Source organism: Sphingomonas sp. Leaf343, from assembly GCF_001423765.1.
GTDB lineage: Bacteria > Pseudomonadota > Alphaproteobacteria > Sphingomonadales > Sphingomonadaceae > Sphingomonas.
The window spans coordinates 334,864-358,021 of the sequence record NZ_LMPG01000012.1 but is presented as its reverse complement, the minus strand read 5'-3'; the positions used below and the strand labels follow the sequence as shown (position 1 = coordinate 358,021).

At 66.7% G+C, this 23,158-nt stretch carries 20 protein-coding genes; 6 read left to right on the top strand and 14 right to left on the bottom strand.

The features are described 5' to 3' along the window. The first annotated feature begins 199 nt into the window (after window positions 1-199). Window positions 200-940: a Crp/Fnr family transcriptional regulator gene (locus ASG07_RS11160; protein ID WP_055846047.1), complete on the top strand. Its 741-nt coding sequence runs from the start codon at window positions 200-202 to the stop codon at window positions 938-940. Window positions 941-955: 15 nt separating this feature from the next. Here ASG07_RS11160 and ASG07_RS11155 read toward each other — a convergent pair whose 3' ends face one another. From ASG07_RS11155 to ASG07_RS11130, 6 genes are all read right to left on the bottom strand, one after another. Further along, window positions 956-1,189: a DUF6894 family protein gene (locus ASG07_RS11155; protein WP_055846043.1), complete on the bottom strand. Its 234-nt coding sequence runs from the start codon at window positions 1,187-1,189 to the stop codon at window positions 956-958. A gap of 91 nt (window positions 1,190-1,280) precedes the next feature. Continuing rightward, window positions 1,281-2,042, bottom strand: coding sequence for a class II aldolase/adducin family protein (locus ASG07_RS11150; RefSeq protein WP_055846039.1), 762 nt, complete (start codon window positions 2,040-2,042; stop codon window positions 1,281-1,283). 92 nt (window positions 2,043-2,134) lie between these two features. After that, window positions 2,135-3,319: an acyl-CoA dehydrogenase gene (locus ASG07_RS11145; protein ID WP_055846035.1), complete on the bottom strand. Its 1,185-nt coding sequence runs from the start codon at window positions 3,317-3,319 to the stop codon at window positions 2,135-2,137. 149 nt (window positions 3,320-3,468) lie between these two features. Further along, a complete protein-coding gene (locus tag ASG07_RS11140; RefSeq protein WP_055846032.1) occupies window positions 3,469-5,631 on the bottom strand; it encodes a TonB-dependent receptor in 2,163 nt (720 codons plus the stop codon). Window positions 5,632-5,733: 102 nt separating this feature from the next. Next, window positions 5,734-6,042, bottom strand: a complete 309-nt coding sequence (locus ASG07_RS11135) for a hypothetical protein (RefSeq protein ID WP_055846027.1) — start codon at window positions 6,040-6,042, stop codon at window positions 5,734-5,736. Then, window positions 6,039-6,230 (bottom strand): hypothetical protein, encoded by a 192-nt coding sequence (locus ASG07_RS11130; RefSeq protein WP_055846023.1) that lies wholly within the window; start codon window positions 6,228-6,230, stop codon window positions 6,039-6,041. Before ASG07_RS11130 ends, ASG07_RS11135 begins: the two co-directional genes overlap by 4 nt. A 91-nt stretch (window positions 6,231-6,321) precedes the next feature. On the opposite strand from ASG07_RS11130, the gene ASG07_RS11125 reads away from it, so the two are divergent. After that, window positions 6,322-6,933 (top strand): S24 family peptidase, encoded by a 612-nt coding sequence (locus ASG07_RS11125; protein WP_055846020.1) that lies wholly within the window; start codon window positions 6,322-6,324, stop codon window positions 6,931-6,933. A 413-nt stretch (window positions 6,934-7,346) separates the two neighbouring features. Here the strand turns inward: ASG07_RS11125 and ASG07_RS16965 are convergent, their stop codons facing one another. After that, a complete protein-coding gene (locus tag ASG07_RS16965; protein WP_168377342.1) occupies window positions 7,347-9,275 on the bottom strand; it encodes an alpha/beta fold hydrolase in 1,929 nt (642 codons plus the stop codon). 109 nt (window positions 9,276-9,384) lie between these two features. On the opposite strand from ASG07_RS16965, the gene ASG07_RS11115 reads away from it, so the two are divergent. Continuing rightward, window positions 9,385-10,392 carry a cupin domain-containing protein gene (locus ASG07_RS11115; protein WP_055846189.1) on the top strand — a complete coding sequence of 336 codons (1,008 nt, stop codon included), beginning with the start codon at window positions 9,385-9,387 and terminating at the stop codon, window positions 10,390-10,392. Window positions 10,393-10,431: 39 nt separating this feature from the next. Here ASG07_RS11115 and ASG07_RS11110 read toward each other — a convergent pair whose 3' ends face one another. Together ASG07_RS11110 and hisD (ASG07_RS11105) are read right to left on the bottom strand one after the other, a co-directional pair. Beyond that, entirely contained in the window at window positions 10,432-11,244 is an 813-nt protein-coding gene (locus tag ASG07_RS11110) for an NIPSNAP family protein (RefSeq protein ID WP_156361834.1), read from the bottom strand. A 138-nt stretch (window positions 11,245-11,382) separates the two neighbouring features. Next, complete coding sequence (gene hisD / locus ASG07_RS11105) at window positions 11,383-12,684, bottom strand: histidinol dehydrogenase (RefSeq protein WP_055846018.1); 1,302 nt, start codon at window positions 12,682-12,684, stop codon at window positions 11,383-11,385. Between the two features lie 175 nt (window positions 12,685-12,859). Between hisD (ASG07_RS11105) and ASG07_RS11100 the strand changes: the two genes are divergently transcribed. From ASG07_RS11100 to ASG07_RS11090, 3 genes are all read left to right on the top strand, one after another. Next, the gene (locus tag ASG07_RS11100) at window positions 12,860-13,831 is read left to right on the top strand and encodes a LacI family DNA-binding transcriptional regulator (protein ID WP_055846013.1); all 972 of its coding nucleotides are present in this window, start codon (window positions 12,860-12,862) and stop codon (window positions 13,829-13,831) included. A gap of 261 nt (window positions 13,832-14,092) precedes the next feature. Next, on the top strand, window positions 14,093-16,813 hold the full coding sequence (locus ASG07_RS11095; RefSeq protein WP_055846008.1) for a TonB-dependent receptor: 2,721 nt from the start codon (window positions 14,093-14,095) through the stop codon (window positions 16,811-16,813). Between the two features lie 10 nt (window positions 16,814-16,823). Further along, window positions 16,824-18,071, top strand: a complete 1,248-nt coding sequence (locus ASG07_RS11090) for an MFS transporter (RefSeq protein WP_055846005.1) — start codon at window positions 16,824-16,826, stop codon at window positions 18,069-18,071. Between the two features lie 5 nt (window positions 18,072-18,076). On the opposite strand, the gene ASG07_RS11085 is transcribed toward ASG07_RS11090, so the two are convergent. From ASG07_RS11085 to ASG07_RS17250, 5 genes are all read right to left on the bottom strand, one after another. Further along, on the bottom strand, window positions 18,077-18,850 hold the full coding sequence (locus tag ASG07_RS11085) for an HpcH/HpaI aldolase family protein (protein ID WP_055846002.1): 774 nt from the start codon (window positions 18,848-18,850) through the stop codon (window positions 18,077-18,079). After that, window positions 18,847-19,998 (bottom strand): cobalamin-independent methionine synthase II family protein, encoded by a 1,152-nt coding sequence (locus tag ASG07_RS11080; protein WP_055845997.1) that lies wholly within the window; start codon window positions 19,996-19,998, stop codon window positions 18,847-18,849. Before ASG07_RS11080 ends, ASG07_RS11085 begins: the two co-directional genes overlap by 4 nt. 17 nt (window positions 19,999-20,015) lie before the next feature. Then, complete coding sequence (locus tag ASG07_RS11075; RefSeq protein ID WP_055845994.1) at window positions 20,016-20,783, bottom strand: SDR family NAD(P)-dependent oxidoreductase; 768 nt, start codon at window positions 20,781-20,783, stop codon at window positions 20,016-20,018. Next, a complete protein-coding gene (gene hisD, locus ASG07_RS11070; protein ID WP_055845989.1) occupies window positions 20,780-22,108 on the bottom strand; it encodes a histidinol dehydrogenase in 1,329 nt (442 codons plus the stop codon). Before hisD (ASG07_RS11070) ends, ASG07_RS11075 begins: the two co-directional genes overlap by 4 nt. 613 nt (window positions 22,109-22,721) lie before the next feature. Then, window positions 22,722-23,150, bottom strand: coding sequence for a hypothetical protein (locus ASG07_RS17250; RefSeq protein WP_156361833.1), 429 nt, complete (start codon window positions 23,148-23,150; stop codon window positions 22,722-22,724). Window positions 23,151-23,158 lie beyond the last annotated feature (8 nt).

Genomic DNA, 23,158 nt, shown 5'->3' with positions numbered 1-23,158 from the left:
CCCGCCGATGCTGCCAGGCGGGTTGTGCAACACCGCCCCGAGGGGCACCATACTAACCCCGGACTCCAGTTATGACTGGTAGAGCTTTGGGGAACACGTCAGTTTACCGATAATCTCCAATCCTGCGTAAATGTCATGGATCGATCGTCGAGTTACCCTCGTCCGGCGGCGGGGTAGCGCGCCGGCTGAAGGATGATCGATGGCTGGCGCGACATGCCCGCAGGATGTGCTCGTTGCCAAGCTGGAGACGCGGTTTGCCTTGTCAGAGGATGATCGACGGGCGTTGAGGCTGCTGCCCTGCGCTCAGCGGGCCATACCTGCGCAAAGCTATATGCTGCGCGAAGGTACGCGACCGGTCCGATGCTCGGTGCTGCTGAGCGGTTTCGCATTCCGGCACAAGCTGGCATCGGACGGCGGGCGGCAGATCGTGGGTCTGATGATCCCCGGCGATTTTACCGATCTCCAGCATCTCTTCCTCCGAGAGGCGGATCACAACATCCAGGCGCTGACCCGGATCGAGGTGGCCGAGTTCGCCGTCGAGGACCTGCGGGTGCTGGCGCTTGATCGACCTACGGTTGCGCAGGCGTTGTGGATCGACACCCTGGTCGAAGGGTCCATCGCGCGGGAAACGATTCTGAACATCGGTCGCCGTAACGGCCCGACGCGGCTGGCGCACATGCTCTGCGAGTTTGAGGTGCGATTGCGACAGGCGGGATTGGCGGACGCCGGTTACGACCTGCCGATGACGCAGGAGCAGATCGGTGACGCGACGGGCATGACCGCGGTGCACGTCAATCGCTCGCTGAAGCAACTGGAGCGCGAAGGCCTGATCGTCCGCATCAAGCGTCACCTGAAAATTGCCGACTGGATCGGGCTTCAGCAGCGGGCCGACTTCAACCCGCTCTATCTGCACCTCGATCAGGCGCGCTTGGCGGGCTGAACCGGCCGCCCGCCGCTACCGCTTCACCTCGATGAACGATTCCAGCGTCGCTTGACGTTGACCCGCGGCGTCGTCGATCAGAACGCGGATGCGGACCGGGGTGCGGCCGGCGGCGATATCTTCCGCCAGAACCTGACCGGCGGTGCGACCGGCCTCCGCGATCGCCGCATCGACCGTGTCGAAATCACGACCTTCGGTATCGGGTTGCAGGCCATTGTGATTTTCGAGATTTAGAAACAGATGCGGCATCGACGGTCCTCCTGCCGCACCGTTTGCCATATCGAACGATGCCCGTCGTGGATCGAGGTTAGGACGATCCCGTCGATCCTTCGGCAGGACGCTATTGCCGCCAGCCCGTATCGCGGCGATCGACCAGCCGCACCATCGCGGCAAAATCCGCCGCGCCGGGTCCGCCGGGAGCCTGCGCCTGATGCAGGTCGCGCTGGTGGACGGCCACGGTGTCCGCCGACACCTCCAGCGGTGTTCCCATCGCCAGCGTCGCCATCTGGATCTCGCACGCCCGTTGCAGCGACCAGTGCTTTATGAACGCCTCTGGCAAGGTGCGGCCCATGACGAGGATGCCGTGGTTTCGCAGCAGCATCACGCGTTTGTCGCCCAGATGCTCCAGCAGACGCTGGCCCTCTTCGTCGCGAACGGTGACGCCCTCGAAATCATGGTACGCGATCTGGCCGGCGAAGTTGCAGGCATAGAAGTTGATCGGCCTGAGCCCGCCCTCGACGGAGCTGACCGCCATGCCGGCCGTCGTGTGCGTGTGCATGATGCAGTGTGCGTCGGGCAGGTGACGATGGAACAGCGCATGCTGGACGAAACCGGCGCGGTTTACCGGATAGGGGCTGTCCGCCAGCTTGTTGCCGTCGATATCGATCTTGACGAGGCTGGACGCGGTAACCTCGGAGAAATGCAGCCCAAACGGGTTGATGAGGAATGCGCCGTTCTCGCCGGGGATCTTCAGCGTGATGTGGTTGTAGATCATCTCCGACCAGCCGAGCATGTCGAACACGCGGTAACAGGCCGCAAGCTGCTGCCGCGCCTCGTGTTCGGCGTCCGACATCTGCGAACGAGCGGGCGCGACGGTGGCCATGGCTGATCTCTCCTTCGAAGATGGAGTATGCCACGCGACGAGCCGGGGTGCCAGTGGGCAGTATGTCGATCCTCCCCGTGCCGGGGAGGATTTCAGAAAGCCGCCATCCCCGTGATCGCACGCCCCAGGATCAGCGCATGGACGTCTGCCGCACCTTCATAGGTGTTGACCGTCTCCAGATTCATGACGTGACGCATGACCTGATACTCGCCGGAAATGCCGTTGCCGCCGTGCATGTCGCGGGCGTGGCGCGCGATCTCCAGCGCCTTGCCGACATTGTTGCGTTTGACGATCGAGACCATCTCGGGGGCGAACCGGCCCTCGTCCATCAGGCGGCCGACGCGCAAGCTGGCTTGCAGGCCCAGCGCGATGTCGGTCAGCATATCCGCCAGCTTCTTCTGGTACAGCTGCCGCCCCGCGAGCGGCGTGCCGAACTGTTTGCGATCGAGGCCGTACTGGCGCGCGGAATGGAGGCAGAACTCCGCCGCGCCCAAAGCACCCCAGCTGATGCCATAGCGCGCGCGGTTGAGGCAGCCGAACGGCCCCTTCAGTCCCTCGACATCGGGCAACAGCGCGTCCTCGCCGACCTCGACCTCGTCCATCAGGATCATGCCGGTGATCGACGCGCGCAGCGACAGCTTGCCCTCGATCTTCGGCGTTTCCAGCCCCTTCAGCCCTTTGGTCAGGATGAAGCCGCGAATCTTGCCGTCATGCGCGTCGGACTTGGCCCAGACGACGAACACGTCCGCGATCGGCGAGTTGCTGATCCACGTCTTCGCTCCGGAGATGACGTAACCACCGTCGACCTTCTTCGCGCGGGTCGTCATGCCGCCGGGATCGGAGCCGGCATCGGGCTCGGTCAGGCCGAAACAGCCGATCATCGTGCCCGCCGCAAGGCCGGGGAGGAAACGTCGCTTCTGCTCCTCCGACCCATAAGCGTGGATCGGGTACATCACGAGGCTGGACTGGACGCTCATCATCGAGCGATAGCCGGAGTCGATCCGCTCGACCTCCCGCGCGACGAGGCCGTAAGCGACGTAGCTGGCACCGACGCCGCCATATTCCTCCGGCACGGTTGGGCCGAGCAGGCCGAGTTCGCCCATCTCCGCGAAGATCGCCGGGTCGGTGTGCTCGTGCTGGAACGCCTCGACGATGCGCGGCGCGAGCTTGTCCTGCGCATAGGCGCGCGCGGTGTCGCGCACCATCCGCTCGTCTTCGGTCAACTGGTCATCGAGGAGGAAGGGGTCTTCCCAGTCGAACCGGCCCATACCTGCCATGTCACGTCTCCTTAGAAGACGCGGTACGGTGGCGTGGGCGGAGTGTCCAGCGTTGCGGCCGATCCTCCCCGCGTGGGGAGCGACGAAACGGGGAGGCGAAGCCACGAGCGTGTTGCTTGTGGCTTCGCCGCCCCGTGCCGGAGCGGAGTTTAGAGGCGGAAGCTCAGCGTCGCGCGGAGGTCGCGGCCCGCCAGCGGCGCGAAGTCCTTGAGGAAGCTGGCGTGCCGGCGTGCGACCACATCGAAGATGTTGTTGGCGGACAGCGTCAGCGTGGTCGCGTTCGCCGCGCCGAACGGCTTCAGCGCGATGCTGGCGTTGACGAGCGTGAAGCCGCCGGTCGGCGTCTCGAAGGTCGTCACCCGGTCCTGTTTGAAGCTGTGCTCCACCTCCGCCCGCGCGGTCAGGCGATCACCCTGCGCCTCCAGCCCGCCCAGCAGGCGCAGCGGCGGGATGCGCGGCACCGGGCCGGTGTCGACGACCCTGGCATGGACCCAGTCGCCGACGGCATCGGCGTTGATCGCATAGCCGCCGACACGCGCCAGCGTTACCGAGCCCTGCGCCTCCAGCCCGTAATAGCGTGCGTCCGCCTGCGAATACCGGAAGCAGGGCAGGTCGACGTCCCCGCCCGCCGCCGCGACGCACACCGGTGCCGCGACCTGCGTTTCGTAGATATAGTTGGAGAACCAGTTGTAATAGGCGGACGCATCGAAGCTGAAACCACTGCCGTGGGCGTGCAGCGTCGCCTCCAGTCCCCAGCTTTCCTCCTTCCTGAAATCGGGATTGCCGAGTTCGTAGGACTGGGTGCCGGCATGGGGGCCATTGGCGAACAGTTCCTCCGCCGACGGCGCCCGTTCGGTGCGCGATCCGTTCATGCCGATGCGGACACCTTGTGCGATAGCGTAGGACGCGCCGGCGGATGCGGAATAGGTGTCGAAGTCGCGGGTGCCGGAGAAGAAGCGTTCCGGATCGGCAGCGGTGCGGGCCGACAGCGTGCTCGTCTCGTACCGGCCACCGACCTCCGCACGGAAATCACCGAGATTGAACTGCTGCAAGGTGAACAGGCCGACCTGCGTCGTCTCGTTGCGCGGCAGGAACGCCTCGTCGCCCTCGACATCGAACCGGCGGTTGAACACCTGTACGCCCGACGCGCCGAGCCATCCGCCGCGATTCGCCTGCACCAGCTCGAACCGGCCCTCCAGCCCCTTGTTGAAGAACCGTGTGCCGACCGCGCCGTCCGGTTCCAGTTCGGCATGCGTGTAGTCCGCCATCGCCGCGCGCAGCCGGACCTTGTCGAATATGCCTCCGCCGGTATTCACCTCGGCGCGCAGGTCGACGCGGTCCTGCTTCAGGTCGATGCGCGGGGCTTCCTGCTCCTGACCGGGCTGGGTCGCATAGCGGACGGGAACGCCGTAGAGGCTGTCATAGCGGCTGTAGGAGACGCCGAGGCTGCCGCCATCGCGGATCAGCGCGGCGCCGACGCCGACGTTCCACGTCTCCGACGCGGTGTTGGGCAGGCGCCCGCGGATCGCGGCGTTCGCGGCGAAGTCGATCGATTCAGGATCGGCGGGATCGACCGGCTGTGCGGCGGCGGCGGCGAGAGCAGCGGTGCGTTGCTGGCGGGACAGGGCGAATCCGCCGATCTCCAGATCGCCCGTCTTCAGGTACGAACCATCGGCGTGGACGACGAAACCCGCGCCGACCGCGACGTCGGCGGCGGCAGAGCCGGAGCGCTCGTTGGCGGCTGACCCGTAAGTGGCGTTGCCGCCGACGCGGTAGCCATTTTCCGGTACCGTGCGCGGGATGCGCGTGTCGATGACGTTGACGACGCCACCGACCGCCGACGATCCGAACAACAGGGCGGAGGGACCGCGCAGCACCTCGACCCGCTCCGCGATCAGCGGATTGATCGCAACAGCGTGGTCGACGCTGGTATTGGAGACGTCGATCGAGCCGATGCCGTCTGTCAGTACGCGGATACGCTCACCCTGAAAGCCGCGCAGCACGGGCCGCGACGCGTTGGGGCCGAATGACGTCGCCGAGACGCCTGGCTGGCGGGCCAGCGTCTCGCCGATGGTCGGGCGCAAGGCGCGTTGCAGTTCCTCGCCCGATACGATCGACGTGCCGGACAGCACGTCCGTCTCGCTTTGCGCGAACGGTGCGGTCACGACGATATCGCGGGGCGTGCCGGCGGTGGTCGTCTGAGGCTCGGCCTCGGTGGATGCGGGCGGCTCGGCGAGCGGGCCTTGCGCAATGGCGGGCAGGGCCGGGAGGACGAGCGCGGCGGTGCCGAGCAGGAAACGTTGTAGAAACATTGGGTAGAGGCTCCGCGTGGGCGTGATCTGCAGAGCCTCTACGATGCGTGTTACGTTATATCAATTGCCGATCGTCTCCATGACGCATTGTTCAGCAGTGTGTCACGCGGCGAGCGTCAGTGCCGATAATCCGATCTCTACCGGCAGATGTGATGCCGCTTGGGAGCGGACGAGGGATATCTCCGCGACCACGTGACCGGGCACGACGATGTCCGCCATGGGCAACAGGGCGAGCCAGCTATCGAGCGCGACCGACGCCGGTGCGATCAGCCGGATATGATGACGGGCGCCGACGAACGTGGCGCTGGTCCAGTCCGTTGCGTCGGCGGTGACGATCTCCACCTGCGTACCGGCCCCTTCGGCGGCGCGGCACAATGCCCGCGACAGGCTGGCGCTCGGTCCGCGGCTCATGGCTGCATCTCCGTTGGCATCGTGTCGCGCAGGAAGGCATCGACCCGCTCGATCACGGCGGGGCCGGGGCGTCGGCCACGGCGCAGGTCGGCGACCAGTCGAGGGTCGTTACAGGCCAGTCGGCCGAACCGGGTTACGGGCATCTTGGTACAGCGAAGATAGCGATCGATCTTGATGAGCAGCGACACGGTGGAAGCTCCTGGAGTCGGTGGTGATGTGTTCTTGTTCTGTTCCATTCTCCAACTTGTCTAGGAAAATTTCCTACGCTAATCCTCCGGCATGACGGACGTCCGCAATCGCCTGATGACGCTGGCCGACGATCGCGGAGCGAGCCTTGCCGCGCTGTCGCGGATGCTGGGGGCCAACGCCGCCTATCTTCAGCAATATGTCCGGCGGGGGACGCCGCGCATCCTCCCCGATCGTCACCGCGCCACGCTGGCGGCATTTTTCGGCGTCGGCGAGGAGGAATTCGGCGGCGCCAAGGTTCCCGCGGCGATGCTGCTCCCGCGGCTCGACCTGTTCGCGTCGGCGGGGCCGGGAGCGCTGGTGGATGGCGAGACGCTGATCGGGACGGAGGCGATCGATCCGACACTGGCGCGTACGCTGGACCTGAAGCCGGGCATGGCCGCGATCGTGCGCGTGCGGGGCGACTCGATGGAACCCGGCCTTCTGGACGGCGACCACATCGTCGTGGATCGCGCCGATACGCTGCCCGGCCCGCGGGGTGCGGTGTACGTCATCCGGCAGGGTGACGTGATGATGGTCAAGCGGGTGGCGCGGTCGGCGCGCGGCCTGACGGTCACCAGCGACAACCCGGCGGCGGCTGCGATCCCCGACGAGCCGGTCGTCGTGATCGGGCGCGTCGTGTGGCAGATGCGACGCTGGCGGTGAATCGACGCCGGCGCGAAGGAGGACAACCGGTGGTGCCCAGACACGGCCCTGCCGCCAGGCTGGCTATCGATGACGTCCCCGGGTCCTGAACCTAAGGACCTGCCGCCGTTCCGAATCGATCTATGTCGGGACAGCCGGACACTCCGTTAGTGGCAGCTATCCAGGTCAAGGCCCCCCACATTCCCCGTCGGGAAAGGTCCCGGTCTTGGTCGTACCGCTGTGCTGGTGAAGATCGCGCAAGCGGTCAACGGGGTCACACGAACGAACGGCAGGTTCGGGCAGCGCGAAGACGTCTGCGAACAACCGCAAGCGGGTCCTTCGACCCTTGGCTTATAGTACCACTGCCGCACATCGGACCGGGTGCCGGAGTCGTCCGCCGGCGCGCCCGGTGGGTGCCGGGCGCGCCGGGCCCATCAGGCGGCGGCGCGCTGGAGCGCGGCGAGTTTGACCTGCGCCAGCATCGACAGTTCGTCATAGACCGCCCACTCGTCGATGATCTTGCCGTCGCGGACGTGATAATGGGTGACGCCCATCACGAACAATGGATGCCCCGTCGGCGCGCCCAGCGAGCCGTAGCCGAGATGGTGGCCGTCCAGCGTCCAGCGCACGGCATATTTGGTGCCGCCCTCCTCGCTCTCGACGGAACAGATATGTTGCGGCACGAAATACCCGTCGGGGATCAACGCGACCAGCCGCATCGTCTGCTGGAGCACGGCGGCGATACCGTAATATTCGCGCATCAGCGGGCCGTGCCACTGGCAATTGGGCGCGTAGAGGTCGTGGATGCGGCCGAACATGCGCTTGTTGTAGATGTGATGCAGGTCGCGCAGCAGCTGCGCTTCGTCCTCCGAATGCGCGATCGATACGTCGGCTTCGGTCTCCGGCGGATACTGGCCGAGCAGGCGGCGGTTCTCGACAACCTCCATGATCGGCTCGCCCGCCTCGAACTTGCGGGTGGCGATGTCGAGCGCATAGGCGTGCGGATCGAGGCCGAGCTGGATCACCGGACCCATATTGTCCCGCACGATCCACTCCTTGTAGATCTTGTTCTCCAGGATCATGCAGTCCGCGACCGTGCGGGTCAGGAAGGTGCGGCCTGTCGGCTTGCCGTACATGCCATACTGGCTGTGGCGGCCCTGACCGTGGGTCATGTGGCTGGTATAGAAACCGTCCGTGTCGTTGCCGCGCCAGATCACCTGCTGCGCCAGCCCGCGACGGTCGGGGAATTCCACCAGCCGCTGGATCGTGTCGCGGATGTGCGTCTCGCGATCGTACATCGTGCCCATCGTCGTGTAGGCGACGCAATTGTGCGTATAGTGGGTGTAGATCAGCCCGACATCGCGCTCGTCCCAGATGCGGTGCGTGCAGCGGATGATGTAGTCGACGATATCGGTGTAGATCGGGTCGAAGCCGCGCATGCCCTGGACGCGCTCGCGATCGGTCGGCACCAGTTCGGTGAAGTCGCGGCGTTCGACTTGCAGGACGGCGCCGCCATTGCCGCCGTCACCTTTGGCGCCGCCATTCTCGGGGCGGTTGGTCGGCGTCCGGGCGGAACCCTGCGAGGGCGATGGCGGCTTGGTCATGACGTCTCCTGTGCGATCGGATCGGGGTGTAGCAGGGCTGGCGGCCTGATCGACCCGCGCGAGCCACGCGGCGACCTGCGCCGCGACGGCCTCCGGGGCTTCGAGCGGCGCGAAATGACCGGCGCCGTCGATCAGGGACAGCGTCGCACCGGACAGGCGCTCGACGATCTCCTGCTGGAACGGCGGCGGGCAGATCATGTCGTCCGCGCCCGCCAGCACCAGCACAGGCATCGACAACGTCTCGAGGCGGTCGCGCTTGTCGGTGCGCGCAGCGACAAGCCGTTCCTGCACGGCATACGCGTCCATACCGACGGTAGAGGCCATCGAGGCCAGCAGCGCGCGCAGCGCCGTATCATCGCGATGAGTTCGACCGACCAGGCGCGGCCAGCCCGTCGCGATCGCGTCGCCCGGTGAGGCGGCGCGTTCGGGCGCGTCGGGCGACCGGGCACGCGCGTTGCTGTCGATCAGCGCCAGGCCGACGACCCGCTCCGGGGCGAGCAACGCCATCTCCAGCGCGATCAGCCCACCGAGGGAAAATCCGAGCAGGGCGAACCGCTCCGGCGCCGCGTCCAATAGCGTTCTTGCCAGTCGTATCGGATCGTCGTCGTCCAGCGTCATCACCGTGAACGCCCGTTCCGGCAGCCGCTCCAGCAGCGGTGCGAACAGGCGGTCGTCGCACAGCGTACCCGGCAGCAGCAGCAGCGGCACGGCACCGGTGGACCGGGTAGAGCTGGCCTTGATCCGGGTATGCGAGTTCACGTCGTCTGTCGCCTTGCATGCGGCCCGCCATTGGTCTACCCCTTCTGCATTCGGATGCAAGAGCATTTCCAGCCACTCGGAGAGCAACGTGAACTGGACTGAGGAAGCCATGAAGGCGCGGCTCGTGCGCTATGCCGACCTGATACCGTGCCGCACCGCGTTCATCGACACGCGCACGCCGGGATCGACGGAGAAGGAGAACTTCACGATCATCGGCGCGGGCGTGTCGGAAAGCGCGGACCAGCATGTCCATATCACCGAGCGGCACGGCTTCAACATCGGTGCCGCCCGCCAGCCGTTCGGTTGCGTCAACTCCCAGCACAGCCACGACACGGCGGAGGTGTTTGTCGTGCATTCCGGCCATTGGCGACTGCCGTTCGGCCCCAACAAGGAGGACGGATCGATCGATATCGGTCCCGGCGACGTCGCCTCCGTCCCGATCCACATGTTCCGCGGCTTCGAGAAGCTGGACGAGGGCACCGGCTTCCTGTTCACCGTGTTGGGGGAGGACGATCCGGGCAAGGTCACCTGGGCCCCCGCGGTGTTCGAGGCGGCGGCGGGCCACGGGTTGAAGCTGGCCAAGGGCGGCCGGCTGATCGATACGTCCCAGGGCGATTACAGCCTGCAGGACGTGGAACTGGCGGAGACCACTGCCGACGATGCGGCGGCCGAACTGAAGACCCCGCCGCTCGACAAGCTGCGCGACTGCGTGGTCGCGGCCGATGCGATGGTCGCGAACCCGAACTCGCCGCTGGCCGCCGAGGGAGTCGAGGAAGCTGCGGTGATCACGCCGACCGACACGGGCGACGGATTCGTGGCCGGCCCGATCGCCGGCTGGTGGCCGCACCGCTTCAACCTCCGCCGGCTGACGCTGAAGACGGGCGCCTACATCCCTGAGCACGCCCGCGCGGAGGTGGAGGTGATCTTCGTCCAGTCCGGCACGCTGGAGGTGAGCTGGGACGGCGGCGCGCTGACGATGGGGGCGGGCGACACGCTGAGCGTGCCCATTGGTCTGCCCCACGCCTTTCGGAACACCGCGTCCGTCGATGCGGTCGCATTCGTGGTGCGCGGCGGCGATGCGCCGGCGATGCCCGCCTTCGTGGACCGGGCGCACTAACGCATCGGGCCGCGAGGCCGGCCGTGTTCGGGAAGCCTTTCAGACCTGCGAATAGGGCGTCGGGCTCAGGATGCGGTTGTCGATGCCGGTCGTGATCTCGGGGTCTGTCAGCCCCGGCGTCGCGATCAGCCGACGCCAGGCCGGGTCCGATTCGAACGCCCGCCAGTTGCGCTCGCGCGTCGCGAGATCGGGAAAGGTCAGCATGTAGGTGAGGCTCGGCAAGCGATCGCCGGTCAGGTCCTGTGCGAAGAAGACCGGCGTCAGACCGGTACGCCGGAATATCTCGATCTCGCCGCCGGTGTCGAACATCCCGATCTTCGTCGTCCCCGCCGCGTCGCTGTGGCTGAAATATGTCCTGAGTTCGAAGATGCGGGGCGCGCCGCTGGCCGACGTCTCCGGAAGCTCGATTCGCGGGACGTGCGGAAACGCGCGCATCAGCTTCACGTCGAGCGAGGTGTAGGGCGGCCCTTGCGGCGTGGCGCCGGAGAACGGCGCGGCGGCCTTCGTATAGCTCGCATCCGCGGTCAGCCGGTCCGGCAGCGCGACGAAGGCGTCGATCGACGGATGCGGGATAAGAACGAGGACGCTCGGGCTGTCGGGACCGATCGCGACCGTGAAAACTCCCACCGGCCCGCACCCGGCGCGACGCGCGGCGGGAATGAAGGCGCTCTTCAGGTACGCGTCGAGCCGCTCCTTCATCGGACCGTGAACCAGACGATAGGTTCGAAGCTCGTACACCTCCCGCGCCGTCGCGGCCCGCGCCTGAGCCTGGGCACCGTGCGTCGCAAGAGCGGCACCGCCCAGGGCAGCGCCCGCGAGCAGCGAACGTCGGTCGATCAGGTGCGTCATCATGTCCTCGCCAAGCCGTTTCTTCCCTTCGAAGCGGAAGCCGCGGTCGTCGTCAATCTGCGAGTTCGATCGTACCCACCAGCATCGTGCCGGGCGCCAACCGCTTGGGCCACGAAGACAATATCTCCGCGGCCCTGCCGTTCATCCCGCCATCTGGTGCAGCTTGTCGACGCGAACCTGCGCAGCCTTCATGTGCCCGTCCAGGCCTTCGCTGGCGCTCTGGCGCGAGGCCGGGGGGCCGACGCGCAATATGGCTTCGTCGTCGAGCCACTGATGCGTCGCGATCTTGACGTAGGAGCCGACCCACAATCCGCCGGTGTAGCGACCCGCGCCCATCGTCGGCAGCGTGTGATTGGTACCGACCGTCTTGTCCGAATACACCACGCTGGCGTTCTCGCCGATGAAGAGCGACCCATAGTTGCGCAGCTTCTTCGCCAGCCCGTGCGCGTCGGCGGTGTGGATCTGAAGGTGCTCGGCCGCGACGTGATCCGAATAGGCGATCATCGCCGCTTCGTCCGCGCACAGCACGATCTCGCCGTAATTCTCCCAGCTTTCCCCTGCGATGCCCGCGGTCGCGAGCGTCTCCAGCTGGCGCGTGACCTCGCGCGCCGTCTCCTCCGCTACGGCGCGGTCGGTGGTGATAAGGCCGACACGGGTTCGTACGTCGTGTTCCGCCTGCGCCAGCAGGTCGGTCGCGATCAGCCGCGCGTCGCCGGTGGCGTCGGCCAGCACGAAAATCTCCGACGGGCCCGCGAGCTGGTCGATCCCGACCGGGCCGAACACCTGCCGCTTGGCTTCGTTGACGAAGGCGTTGCCGGGACCGACGATCTTGTGGACCTGCGGCACGCTCTCCGTGCCGAACGCCATCGCCGCGATCGCCTGCGCACCGCCGATGCGGAAGATGCGGTCCGCGCCCGACAGGTGACACCCCGCGATCATCGCCTGATGCGCGTTGGGCGGCAGGCAGGCGACGACCTCGTCGCAGCCGGCGACCTTGCCGGGGACGATCGTCATGATCGGCGCCGACAACAGCGGAAAGCGGCCGCCGGGCACGTACGCGCCGACCCGCTCGATCGGGATCACGCGATGGCCCAGATGCAGGCCGGGCAGGGGCTCCACCTCCAGCGGCAGCATCGTGGCGAGCTGCGCCTCGGCGAAGCGGCGGACATTGTCGATCGCGAACTCGGTGTCGGCACGCGTCTGCGCCTCCATCGCATCGACGGCCGCGGTGCGTTCGGCGGCCGAGACCTCGAACCGGTCGAGGTCCGCCTTGTCGAAGCGGACGGAATACTCGCGAACCGCCGCATCGCCACGCGCCCGGACATCGGCCAGGATCGTGGCGACGAGCGGGGCTACGTCGCCGCTGTCGATCATCGAGTCGCGGACCGGTGCCTTGACATAGCTGGTCGTGTGTTCGAACCCCTTGGGCGCCGGATCGGCCATGTGCCTCGTCTCCAATGCTGGCGTCACGCCACGTGACGCGCTCGGATACGACGCTAGTGAATTCGAATGCAGATGTCACGGGGGACATGTGGCCGAGCGGAAAACTACAGTTCCTGCGGGTGATCCCATCGCCGCCGCGCCCGGACGCGCGGGGCGGCGCGCGACATCCTACGACGTGGCGCGACATGCGGGCGTGTCCCAGTCCGCGGTATCGCGATGCTTCGCGCCGAACGGATCGATCGCGCCCGGCACGCGGGAACGCATTCTGAAGGCGGCGACCGAACTCGGCTATCGCCCCAACGCGCTGGCGCAGGGCCTGATCTCGCGACGCACGAACCTTGTCGGCGTCATCATCTCCAGCCTTACGGCGCTGCATTATCCGGAGGTTCTGGCCGAGCTGTCGCATCGCCTCACCGAGCAGGACCTGCGGATGCTGCTGTTCTCGCTGGATGCCGAGGGGAATGTCGATGAGGCGCTCGATCAGGTGTGGCGGCACAGCGTCGACGGGGTGATCTGCGCGGCGCATCTGGGCGATGCGCAGATTGAACAGTTCGCAGCCCACCGCATGCCACTCGTCCTCTACAACCGGCCCGGCGGGCGAATGCCGGCCACGTCGGTGGCCTGCGACTCCGTGTCGGGCCAGCGGGAGATCGTGGAGCGGCTTCTCGCCGCCGGGCATCGCCGCTTCGCCGTCGTCGCCGGGCCGGCGGACAGTTATGTCGGCGAGGAACGTCGGCGCGCAGCGCTTGGGCGTCTCGAGGAGGCCGGGATCACCGACGTGCCCGTCCGCCGCGGCGATTACGGCTATGCCAGCGGGGCAGGAGCATTAGTGGCGCTGATGGACGCGCATGACGGGTTCGACGCGGTCGTCTGTGTCAACGATCTGATGGCGATCGGCGCACTGGACGCGGCCCGCGAGCAGTTCGGGCTCAAGATCCCGGAGGATATGTCAATCGTCGGGTTCGACGGCTCCGATCCCGCCAGCTGGGGCAGCTACCGGCTGTGTTCGGTGCGGCAGCCGGTTCGTCGCATGACCCAGGCAGCGATCGATATGCTGCTGGAGCGCGTCGACAATCCCGACCTGCCGGCCGAACGGCGGCTGTTCAGCGGCCAACTCATCGAGGGCAGATCAGCCCGGCTCGGGTAGCGCGTCCGCATCCGAACCCAAAAGTGTCGCCTATTTACCTCATTATAATATTAGCAGGTTTTGCCGCGAGAGGCGAAAGCCGTTTCCGCCGCGTGCCGGAATACGGAAAAATGCGCGGAAAACATTGGCTTAGCGAGAAGCTCGGTAAGCCTGCCACGCTGATTGTTAAATCTCATGCGCCGCATCCGAATGCAAAAATCCGTGGACAGGTGTTTTGATGCTCGATAGCCTCCCTCCAACACACGAACATGAGGGGGAAGCATGTCGGTCCGTAATTTCGTTTCCGTGGCATCGACGCTGGCGCTGGTCGCCGCCGCACAATCGTTCATCGTCGCGCCCGCCGTGGCGCAGGCGGCGGCCCCGACGGGTCAGGCGGACGGCCAAGTCACGGCACCGGGCGCCGTCGCTGCGACCGCCGATCCGCAGAGCAACGCCGCACCCGCGACCGACGCCGCAGCGGAGCAGGACGGCATCGGCGATATCGTCGTCACCGCACAGCGTCGTGAGGAGAACCTGCAGGCCGTGCCGCTCGCGATCACGGCGATCTCCGGCGATACGCTCAAGGCGCGCGGCGTCGTGGATATGTCACGCCTCAGCGAGTTCGTTCCGGGTTTCAGCTTCGGCCAGACCGGCTCCGACGTGCGCCCCGCCATGCGCGGCGTCCGGACCGCCAACAACGGCGTCACCGGCGATCCGACGATCGGCTATTTCATCGACGGTATCTACCAGTCGCGGACCAGTCAGGCGGCACTGGGATTCGCCGACGTGGCGACGCTGGAGGTGCAGCGCGGGCCGCAGGGGACGCTGTACGGTCGCAACACCTTTGGCGGCAACATCGTCGTCACCACCAACGCGCCAACCCACGAGCTCGACTACGGATCGACGCTGACGGTCGGGAACTACGACAAGGTCCGGTACGAAGGCTACATCAACGTACCGCTGTCGGACAGCGTCGCCGTTCGTTTGGTCGGAGTCACCGACTATGCCGAGGGGTGGGTGCGCAACAGCTACAACCCGCAGGCGGACCTGTTCGACGAGAACAAGCAATATGTCCGCGGGTCGGTGAAGTGGGACACCGGCGGCTTCAGCGCCACGTTCCGCGCCGATTATGCGAAGCAGGGCGGCAACGGCAATTCGGCGTTCGGCTACAAGCAGATCGGGTCGTACATCGATCCCGGTACCTGCCAGATCCTGTTCAACTCGCCCAACTACATCTACCTCAACGAACGGGCCGGTAACCGCGACGGCGTCGCCGATTGCCGCACCACGGTAGCCAGTCCCGCGGGGCCGGTCGGCACCGGCGTCGATCTCGGGATTCCGATCGATAATCTCGGCGACGAGTTCACCGTCTCCAACGACTACAAGCCGTTCCGCAACCTGTACCAGGCCTCGACCTCCCTGACGGCTTCCTATGACTTCGGGCCGGTCGCGGTAAAGTCGATCACCGGGTATGTGAAATATCGCGGGCGTCGCACGACCGACTCCGATTTTTCGGCGTCGTCGATCGCGATCGATCAGGCGCGCACGCACACCGATACGTTCAGCCAGGAGTTGCAGCTCCTGTCGTCCAAATCGCAGCGGCTGGAATATGTCGTCGGCGGGTTCTTCCTGAACGACAATCTGGTCAACGGCTTCATCAACCAGCAGCTTCCGCGCGTCATTCGTTCCAGTGCGCTGGCCGCGCCGATCACCGGCTCGCAGAATAACGGTACGTATCAGTTCGAACGGGTGAAGGTGTATTCGCGCGCCGTATACGGGCAGGCGACCTTCCACGTCACCGATGCGTGGTCGGTCACGGGCGGCGTCCGCTACACGCACGAAAAGAAGACGTACCTGAACGCGACCGCCTTCTGGTACTTGCCTGCGACGTTGCCGAGCGGGGCGAATCCGCTGACGCTGGTGACGATCGACGATCCGCTGCCCGGCCGCGGGGTCTTCCCGGCGCGGCCCGATAACTGCGGCACCGCCGGCGTTACCGCGGCGACGATCCTCAACTCGCTGGGCCAGCAGGTCGCCTCCACCTATTGTCCGCTGGAATTCAGCCAGACGACGTGGAAGGCGGGCACCGAATACCAGATCACGGATCGCAACCTCGTCTACGCCAGCGTCTCCACGGGCTTCCGCTCCGGCGGGTTCAACGCCGGCCTCGCCGCCGCGCAGAGCGCGCCGACGTTCGACCCGGAAAAGGTGACGGCGTACGAGATCGGCTCCAAGAACCGGTTCTTCGACAACACCGTGCAGTTGAACCTTTCGGCGTTCTACAACCGCTATCGCGATCTGCAGGAAAGCCGCCAGATCATCGTCGGCGGCACCACGCTCCAGACGACGTTCAACGCCGCGCGGGCGCGATCCTATGGTCTGGAGGCGGAGGCGATCTGGGAACCGGTGCCGGAGCTGACGCTGGGCGGGAACCTGTCGCTGCTCAACGCCAAATATACGGACTTCAACAACGTGCCGCTGCCGTTCGGCGGGTCCATATTGGTCAGCGATGCCAGCGTCACCGCGCCGACGATCGTCAACGGCGTCACCATCGCCGGGATCGGCCAGCGTCGCATCATCGCGCCGGGCTATAGCTGCGATCCGCTGACGGGAACGGGTGGCGCGGGTCAGCCGGCCCTGTCGTTCGTGTGCGACCTGTCAGGCAACAACATCCCGCATTCGCCGAAATATTCGGGATCTGCCTACGCGTCCTACAAGATCGCGATCGGCGACGAGTCTGCGGTGATCCCGTTCGTCGCCGTTGCGTTCGCGGGGCATCACGACGAACAATCGTTCAACGACAGCCTCGCGCGTGAGGAGCCCTGGGCCAAGCTGGACGCCAGCCTGACCTACGAAGTGAACCGTCAACTCTCGCTGGTTGCCTTCGTCGACAACATCACCAACACCAAGGTGCAGACGCTGGTATCCTATGGTGGCACGCCGTTGCAGGCGAGCTATCAGCCGCCGCGCATGTACGGGCTGCGGCTGCGGTTCCAGCGGTAAGGATCGGGATATGACGGGCGCGGTCGCAAGAACGGATACGGTCGCGCCCCATCCCACGGAGCCGCCACCCGCCGCCACGCCGCCGGCGGCGTTCGAGCATACGCTGGCGCGTCGCGTCACCGCGTTCGCGTTCCTGCTGGTGGCGGAGTTCTTCTACGGCTGGGCGTGGAACACGGTCGACGTACTCCGGCCGTTCCTGCGCGACAGTCTGGGCCTGTCGCTGACGCAGGCGGGGTCCGCCTATTCCGCGCAAGGGGCGGGCGCGCTGATCGGCGCGATCGCGTTCGGACAGCTCGCCGACCGGCTGGGACGGCGCAACATGCTGGTCGCGATCATGATCGGATACGGCACGATGCTGATCGCGGGCGCGGCGGTCGCCAGCTACCCGCAATTGCTGCTCCAGCGGTTCGCGCTGGGACTGTTTCTCGGCGGCAGTTTCCCGGTCATCGTCGGCATCTATGTCGGCCTGTTTGCGCCGACGGTGCGTGGGCGGCTGGCGAGCGCGATCAATCTCACCTTCAGCGGCGCGATCGTGGTGCTGGGGCTGGCGCTCGGCGGGCTCGGCGACCGCGACTGGCGCGTGCTGTTATGGCTGGGCGGCGTACCGCCGATCCTGCTCGCCGCGCTGGCCTATGTCGTCGTGCCCGCCGGCGGCACGATCGGACAGGCGTCGCGCTTTCCGGTCCGTGAGTTGTTCGCGCCGGGCGTGCGACGTCGCACGCTGCTGCTGGCGGCGCTGACCGGCCTGAATTTCTTCGCCTATCAGGCATTCAGCGGATGGTTGACGATCTATCTGAAGGACGTGCGGGCGTTGACGCCGGAGGTGATCGGCCGGCTGGTCGCGGCGCAGTTCGCGGGCAACATGATCGGCGGGTTCGCATGGGGGTGGGCGTGCGACCGGCTGGGCCGGCGGTTCGGCGCGCTGGGCTTCGGTCTCGCCGCAACCGCCATCGCCGTCTACCTGACGATCCCGTCGCTCGTGCCGGCGCTGGTCGTGGTCGGCTTCGCCTATGGGTTCGGACTGTCATCGAGCGTTGTCTGGGGACCCTGGCTGGCAGAGCTGTACCCGCCGCACCTGAAGTCGACCGCCGCGTCGATCTTCAACTGGGGTCGCCTCATCAGCTTCTTCTCACCGCTCGTCACCGGCGCGCTGGCAAGCGCGTTCGGGTTGCAGGCGGCGATGCTGGCGGCGTGCGTCACGTTCGTCGTGGCCGCCCTGATCTGGCGCAGCCTGCCGGAGACGTTGGGGCGGGGCTGACCGGCTCAGGCGCGCACCGCCTCCGCCAGCGCCGCTGCGCCGGCGAGCATGAAATTGTGATCCGACGACAGCAGGAACAGCGTCGCGCCGAGGGACGCCCAGTGCGGCACGTCCTGCACCCGCGCCACGAACATGCCGACCGGCCTGCCATGTGCGCGACCGGCCGCGCAGATCCGCTCCACCGCCTTCAGGACCTGCGGTTCGTCCTGCGTCGCCGCGCCGTAGGCCACGGTCAGGTCCGCGCGGCCGACGAACAGCGCGTCGATACCCTCCACTGTCGCGATGGCGTCGATGTCCTCTACGGCCTCGGGGTCCTCGATCTGCGCGATCACGACCGTGCGCGCGGCCGTGGCGGCGAGATGGTCGGGCATCGCCCGCGTCGTATAACCCGCCGCGCGCGACGACCCGGCATAGCCGCGCCCGCCGGCCCCGTACTGCGCCATCCGCACCAGCGCGCGCGCTTCGTCGGCGGAGCGGACATGCGGTGCGACGATCCCGGTCGCGCCGCAGTCGAGCGCGTTCAGAACATGTTCCGGCGTCGTGCTGGCCACGCGGACCAGTACGTCCTTGCCCGCCACGCGCGCCGCCATCACGCAGCCGTCGATCGCCAGCCGGTCGAACGGCGCATGCTCCGCGTCAAGACACAGGCAGTCGAGCGGGCTCAGCGACAGCACCTCTACCACGATCGGCGACGGCGTCTTCACGAACGTGCCGACGATCCGCTCGCCCGCCGCAAGCCGCGCCTTCAGCGTGGTGCCTGCCTGTGTCGCCGCCGTCATGCCGCGCGTGCCCAGAGACGCTCGCTGGCACGGGCAGCCCCCTCGGCCAGTGCCGCAAGCTTGGCGTAGACGATGTCGGGATCGACCGCGCCGAAGCCGGCGAAAGTCGAGAAGCCGCAGTCGGTGCCGGCGATCACCCGCTCGCGCCCGACAATCTGCGCGAACTGGTCAATGCGCTGGGCGACGACCTCGGGATGTTCGACGAAGTTGGTCGTCGAATCGATCACGCCCGGGATCAGCACGCGGTCGTCCGGCACCAGCGCGGCGAGGTCGCGGAACGCCTGCCAGTCGTGCTGGTGGCGCGGATTGGCGGTTTCAAACAACAGCCCTTGCGGCCTGGCCTGCATCAGCACGGGCAGAATGGTCCGCATTTCCACGTCGTGCGTGTGCGGCCCCTCGTAATTGCCCCAACAGACATGCATGCGCACGCGTTCGGCGGGGACTTTGCGCAGGGCGTGGTTCAGGACCTCGACATGCTGCGCGATCAGGACGAGGTAGTCGGCTTCGCTGCGATCCTTGTACATCATGTGCCGGCCAAGCCCCAGATCAGGACTGTCGAGTTGCAGCACGAAGCCAGCCGCGACGATCGCCTCGTATTCCGGGCGCATCGCCTCCGCCAGCGCCTCCAGATACGCGTCCTGCGTCGCATAATGGCGGTTGGGCTGAAACAGGGCGATGACGCCGGGGGAAGCTGCGTTCATGAATGCGCCCGTCGGACGGTGCGCGCTGGTCGCGGCGGTCAGGTGAGCGAGGTCCGCCTCCAGCGGAGTCAGCGTCCGCGGCGCGACCGGCCCGATGCAGCAGGGCCGGCGATAGGTCGGGGTGCCACCGCCCGAGGCCTGTCGTTGCAGGAATGCCGGGAAGTCCTCCAGATCGGCGGGCGGCGTGCGCGGGGAGTCCCCGTCGAACCCGGTGATGCGATCCTTGATATAGGTCGCGTAGCTGATCTTGGACATCTCGCCGTCCGACACGAGGTCGACCCCGCTCGCGACCTGCCGCGCGACGCAGGCGTCGACCGCCTCGCCGATCACCGCGTCGAACTCCGCCTGATCGACCGTTTCTCCGCGTTCCTGCGCGAAGACGAGGTCGGTGACGGCGCCGCTGCGGGGCAGGGAGCCGACATGGGTGGTGAGGATGCGGTTCGTCATGACACTCCGGAGCGGTTTCAGTCGGCGGTCCAGCCGCCGTCGACGACGAGGCTGGTACCCGTGACCAGGGCGGATGCGGGGGATGCGAGGTAGACGATCGCCCCCATCAGGTCCTCGACCGTGCCGAGCCGCCCGAGCTTGATCTTGGCGAGGACGGAGGCGCGAAATGTCGTGTCCTCGAAGAACGGGCGGGTCATCGGCGTGTCGATAAAGGTCGGCGCGATCGTGTTGGATCGAATACCATGGGCGGCCAGATCCAGCGCCATCGCCTTCGACAGGCCCTCCAGCGCCCATTTGGAGGCGCAATACAGGCTGCGGCGTTCACCGCCGACATGGCCCATCTGCGAACCCATGTGGATGATCGATCCACCGCTCGCGGCCGCGATCATGCCCTGCGCCACGGCCTGTGCCACGAAGAACGCCGCTTTCAGGTTCAGGTCCAGCACCGCGTCATAATCCTCGTCCGTCACCTCCGTGAACGGTTTCGGGCGATTGGTGCCCGCATTGTTGACGAGGATCGCGAACGGCCCCGCCGCGACGATCGCGGCACGGGCGGCGGCGATATCCTGCACGTCCAGTACGAGCGGCGCGGCGGTTCCACCCGCCGCGACGATCGCCGCGGCGGCGGTCTCCACTTCCGATGCGGTTCGAGCGGCCAGCGTGACGTGCGCGCCCGCCTCCGCCAGTGCCGCTGCGGCCGCCAGCCCGATGCCGCGCCCCGCGCCGGTGACGAGCGCGCTGCGTCCGTCGAGGCGAAATCCGGGCGAGCGCGGCAGGGCGATCATTCGGCGGGGACCAGCGCTTCCGCGACGCCGGCATAGGGGATGTTGCGACCGCCATAGCGCCGGACGCGCACGTTCGCCTGCTCGCCGTGGCCCGCAAAGCCTTCCAGCGCGCAGAGCCGGCTGCAATATTCCCCGATCATCGCCGATGCCGCATCGCTGGTGACGCGCTGATAGGTGCAGGTTTTCAGGAACTTGCCCACCCAAAGGCCCCCCGTATAGCGCGCCGCCCCACGCGTCGGCAGCGTATGGTTGGTGCCGATCACCTTATCCCCATACGCGACATTGGTCCGCGCCCCCAGGAACAGCGCGCCATAGTTGGTCATGTGGTCGAGGAAGTAGTCGGGGTCGCGCGTCATCACCTGCACATGCTCGGACGCGATGTCGTCGGCGATACGGACCATCTCGGCGTCGTCCCCGGCGACGATCACTTCGCCGAAGCTCTCCCAGGCGCGGCGGGCATAATCGGCGGTCGGCAGCACGGTCAGCAGCCGCTCCACCTCCGCCATCGTGGCACGGGCCAACGCCTCCGACGTGGTCAGCAGGATCGCCGGGCTGTCCGGACCGTGCTCCGCCTGACCGAGCAGATCGGTCGCGCACAGTTCGGCGTCCGCGCCGATCTCGTCGGCGATCACCAGCGTCTCGGTAGGGCCGGCGAACAGGTCGATGCCGACGCGGCCGAACAACTGGCGCTTGGCCTCCGCGACGAAGGCGTTGCCGGGGCCGACGAGCATGTCGACCGGCGCGATCGACTGGGTCCCGAGGCCCATCGCCGCGACCGCCTGAATACCGCCGAGGCAGTAGATTTCGTCTGCGCCCGCCATCGCCTGCGCCGCGACGATCGCGGGAGCCGGCTTGCCCTTGAAAGGCGGCGCGCAGGTGACCACGCGGGGCACGCCCGCAACCTTGGCGGTGATGACGCTCATGTGGGCCGATGCCAGCAGCGGGTATTTGCCGCCTGGCACGTAGCAGCCTGCCGCGTTCATCGGCACGTTACGGTGACCCAGCACGACGCCCGGCAGCGTCTCGACCTCCACGTCGGTCATCGAAGCGCGCTGGATCTGTGCGAAATTACGCACCTGCGTCTGCGCGAACTCGATATCCTTCAGGTCCTGCGCCGACATCTGGTCGAGGCAGTCCTGAATCTCGCGATCGTCGAGACGATAAGAATCGCGGTCCCAACCGTCGAAACGGTTCGAGAGTTCGCGAACCGCCGCGTCTCCACGAGCGGCTACGTCGGCGAGGATCGCTTCCACAGTGTCACGCACCTGCCGGTCGTTTGCCGCCGTCGTCTCAGCGTTACGACCACGCTTCAGCCAAACCGCCACATGCCTCTCCTTGCATTCGAATGCAAGTTTAGTAGCGCCGCAGTTGGAGTTCTGCAAGCTGCTGCCAACTCGATGGCGGCGCGGATCAGGGCTTACACTCGGTCAGCGGGTTGGGGTGTATCTGCCGCGGAATTCACCGGGCGCGCGGCGCAGGAAGGGATGCAAGCCCGCCACAGGCCATCGGGCGCCCGCGCAGGGGGCGTCCAGTGGCATGACATCGCACCGGGAAGGCCGACGCAGAACAGGTTCGTCGAGAGCTTGAGGCGCTGTTCTTCACGGTCCGTCAGGCGCGCTCGATCCTCGCGCGCTGGATCGCTGATTATAATACCGGGCCGCCGCCCTCGTCGCTGGGCTAAGTTCCCTGGCCGCTTCCGCTGCCGGTGCGCCACCCGCACTCCTGCCCGACAACACCGGTCGGTCCCTGGTTGCCGCTGGATGAAGGACTGGGTCACGTCAATCCGCGCAATGTGGCGGACCGGATGCTGCGCACCTTGCCGGACCGGAACAGCGAAAGCTGTGTCTCGTTGAGGTCCGGGACTGCGTCCGCTGCTTTCCCGTCAACCAGGACAGTGTCCGGCGTGACCCGGATCGGCATTAGAGAATCCCGTCCAGTTCACGCCGAATCTCCACCGTCCGGGAAAACAGGCGCGACAGGATCACCGGAAAAAGGCCAGAAATCGATGGTGATCGCCGAGGGGGCGAAAGCGGCATAGGCGCCGTGACGATACCGTGACCGCAAATTGAGGATGGCGCGATGAAACCGGCGAAGAAGAACGTGTCGATCGAAGTCCGGCTGTCGGATGAGATCAAGTCGGCCTTCATGGATCGTTGTCGGGATCAGGTACGGTCCGCGAGCGAAGCAATCCGCCAGTTCATCGACGAACAGGTTGAGGCACGTTCGCCGCCGTCCCATTCGTGGGGTCGCTATGGTCGCATTGGCGTTGCCGGACTGCTCGGGATGGTCGCCGGTTTCGGTGTAGCGGCACCGTCGATCGCTCGTTCGACCCCGACGCTGGCTTTCGAGCAGGTCGACCGAAATCATGACGGCGT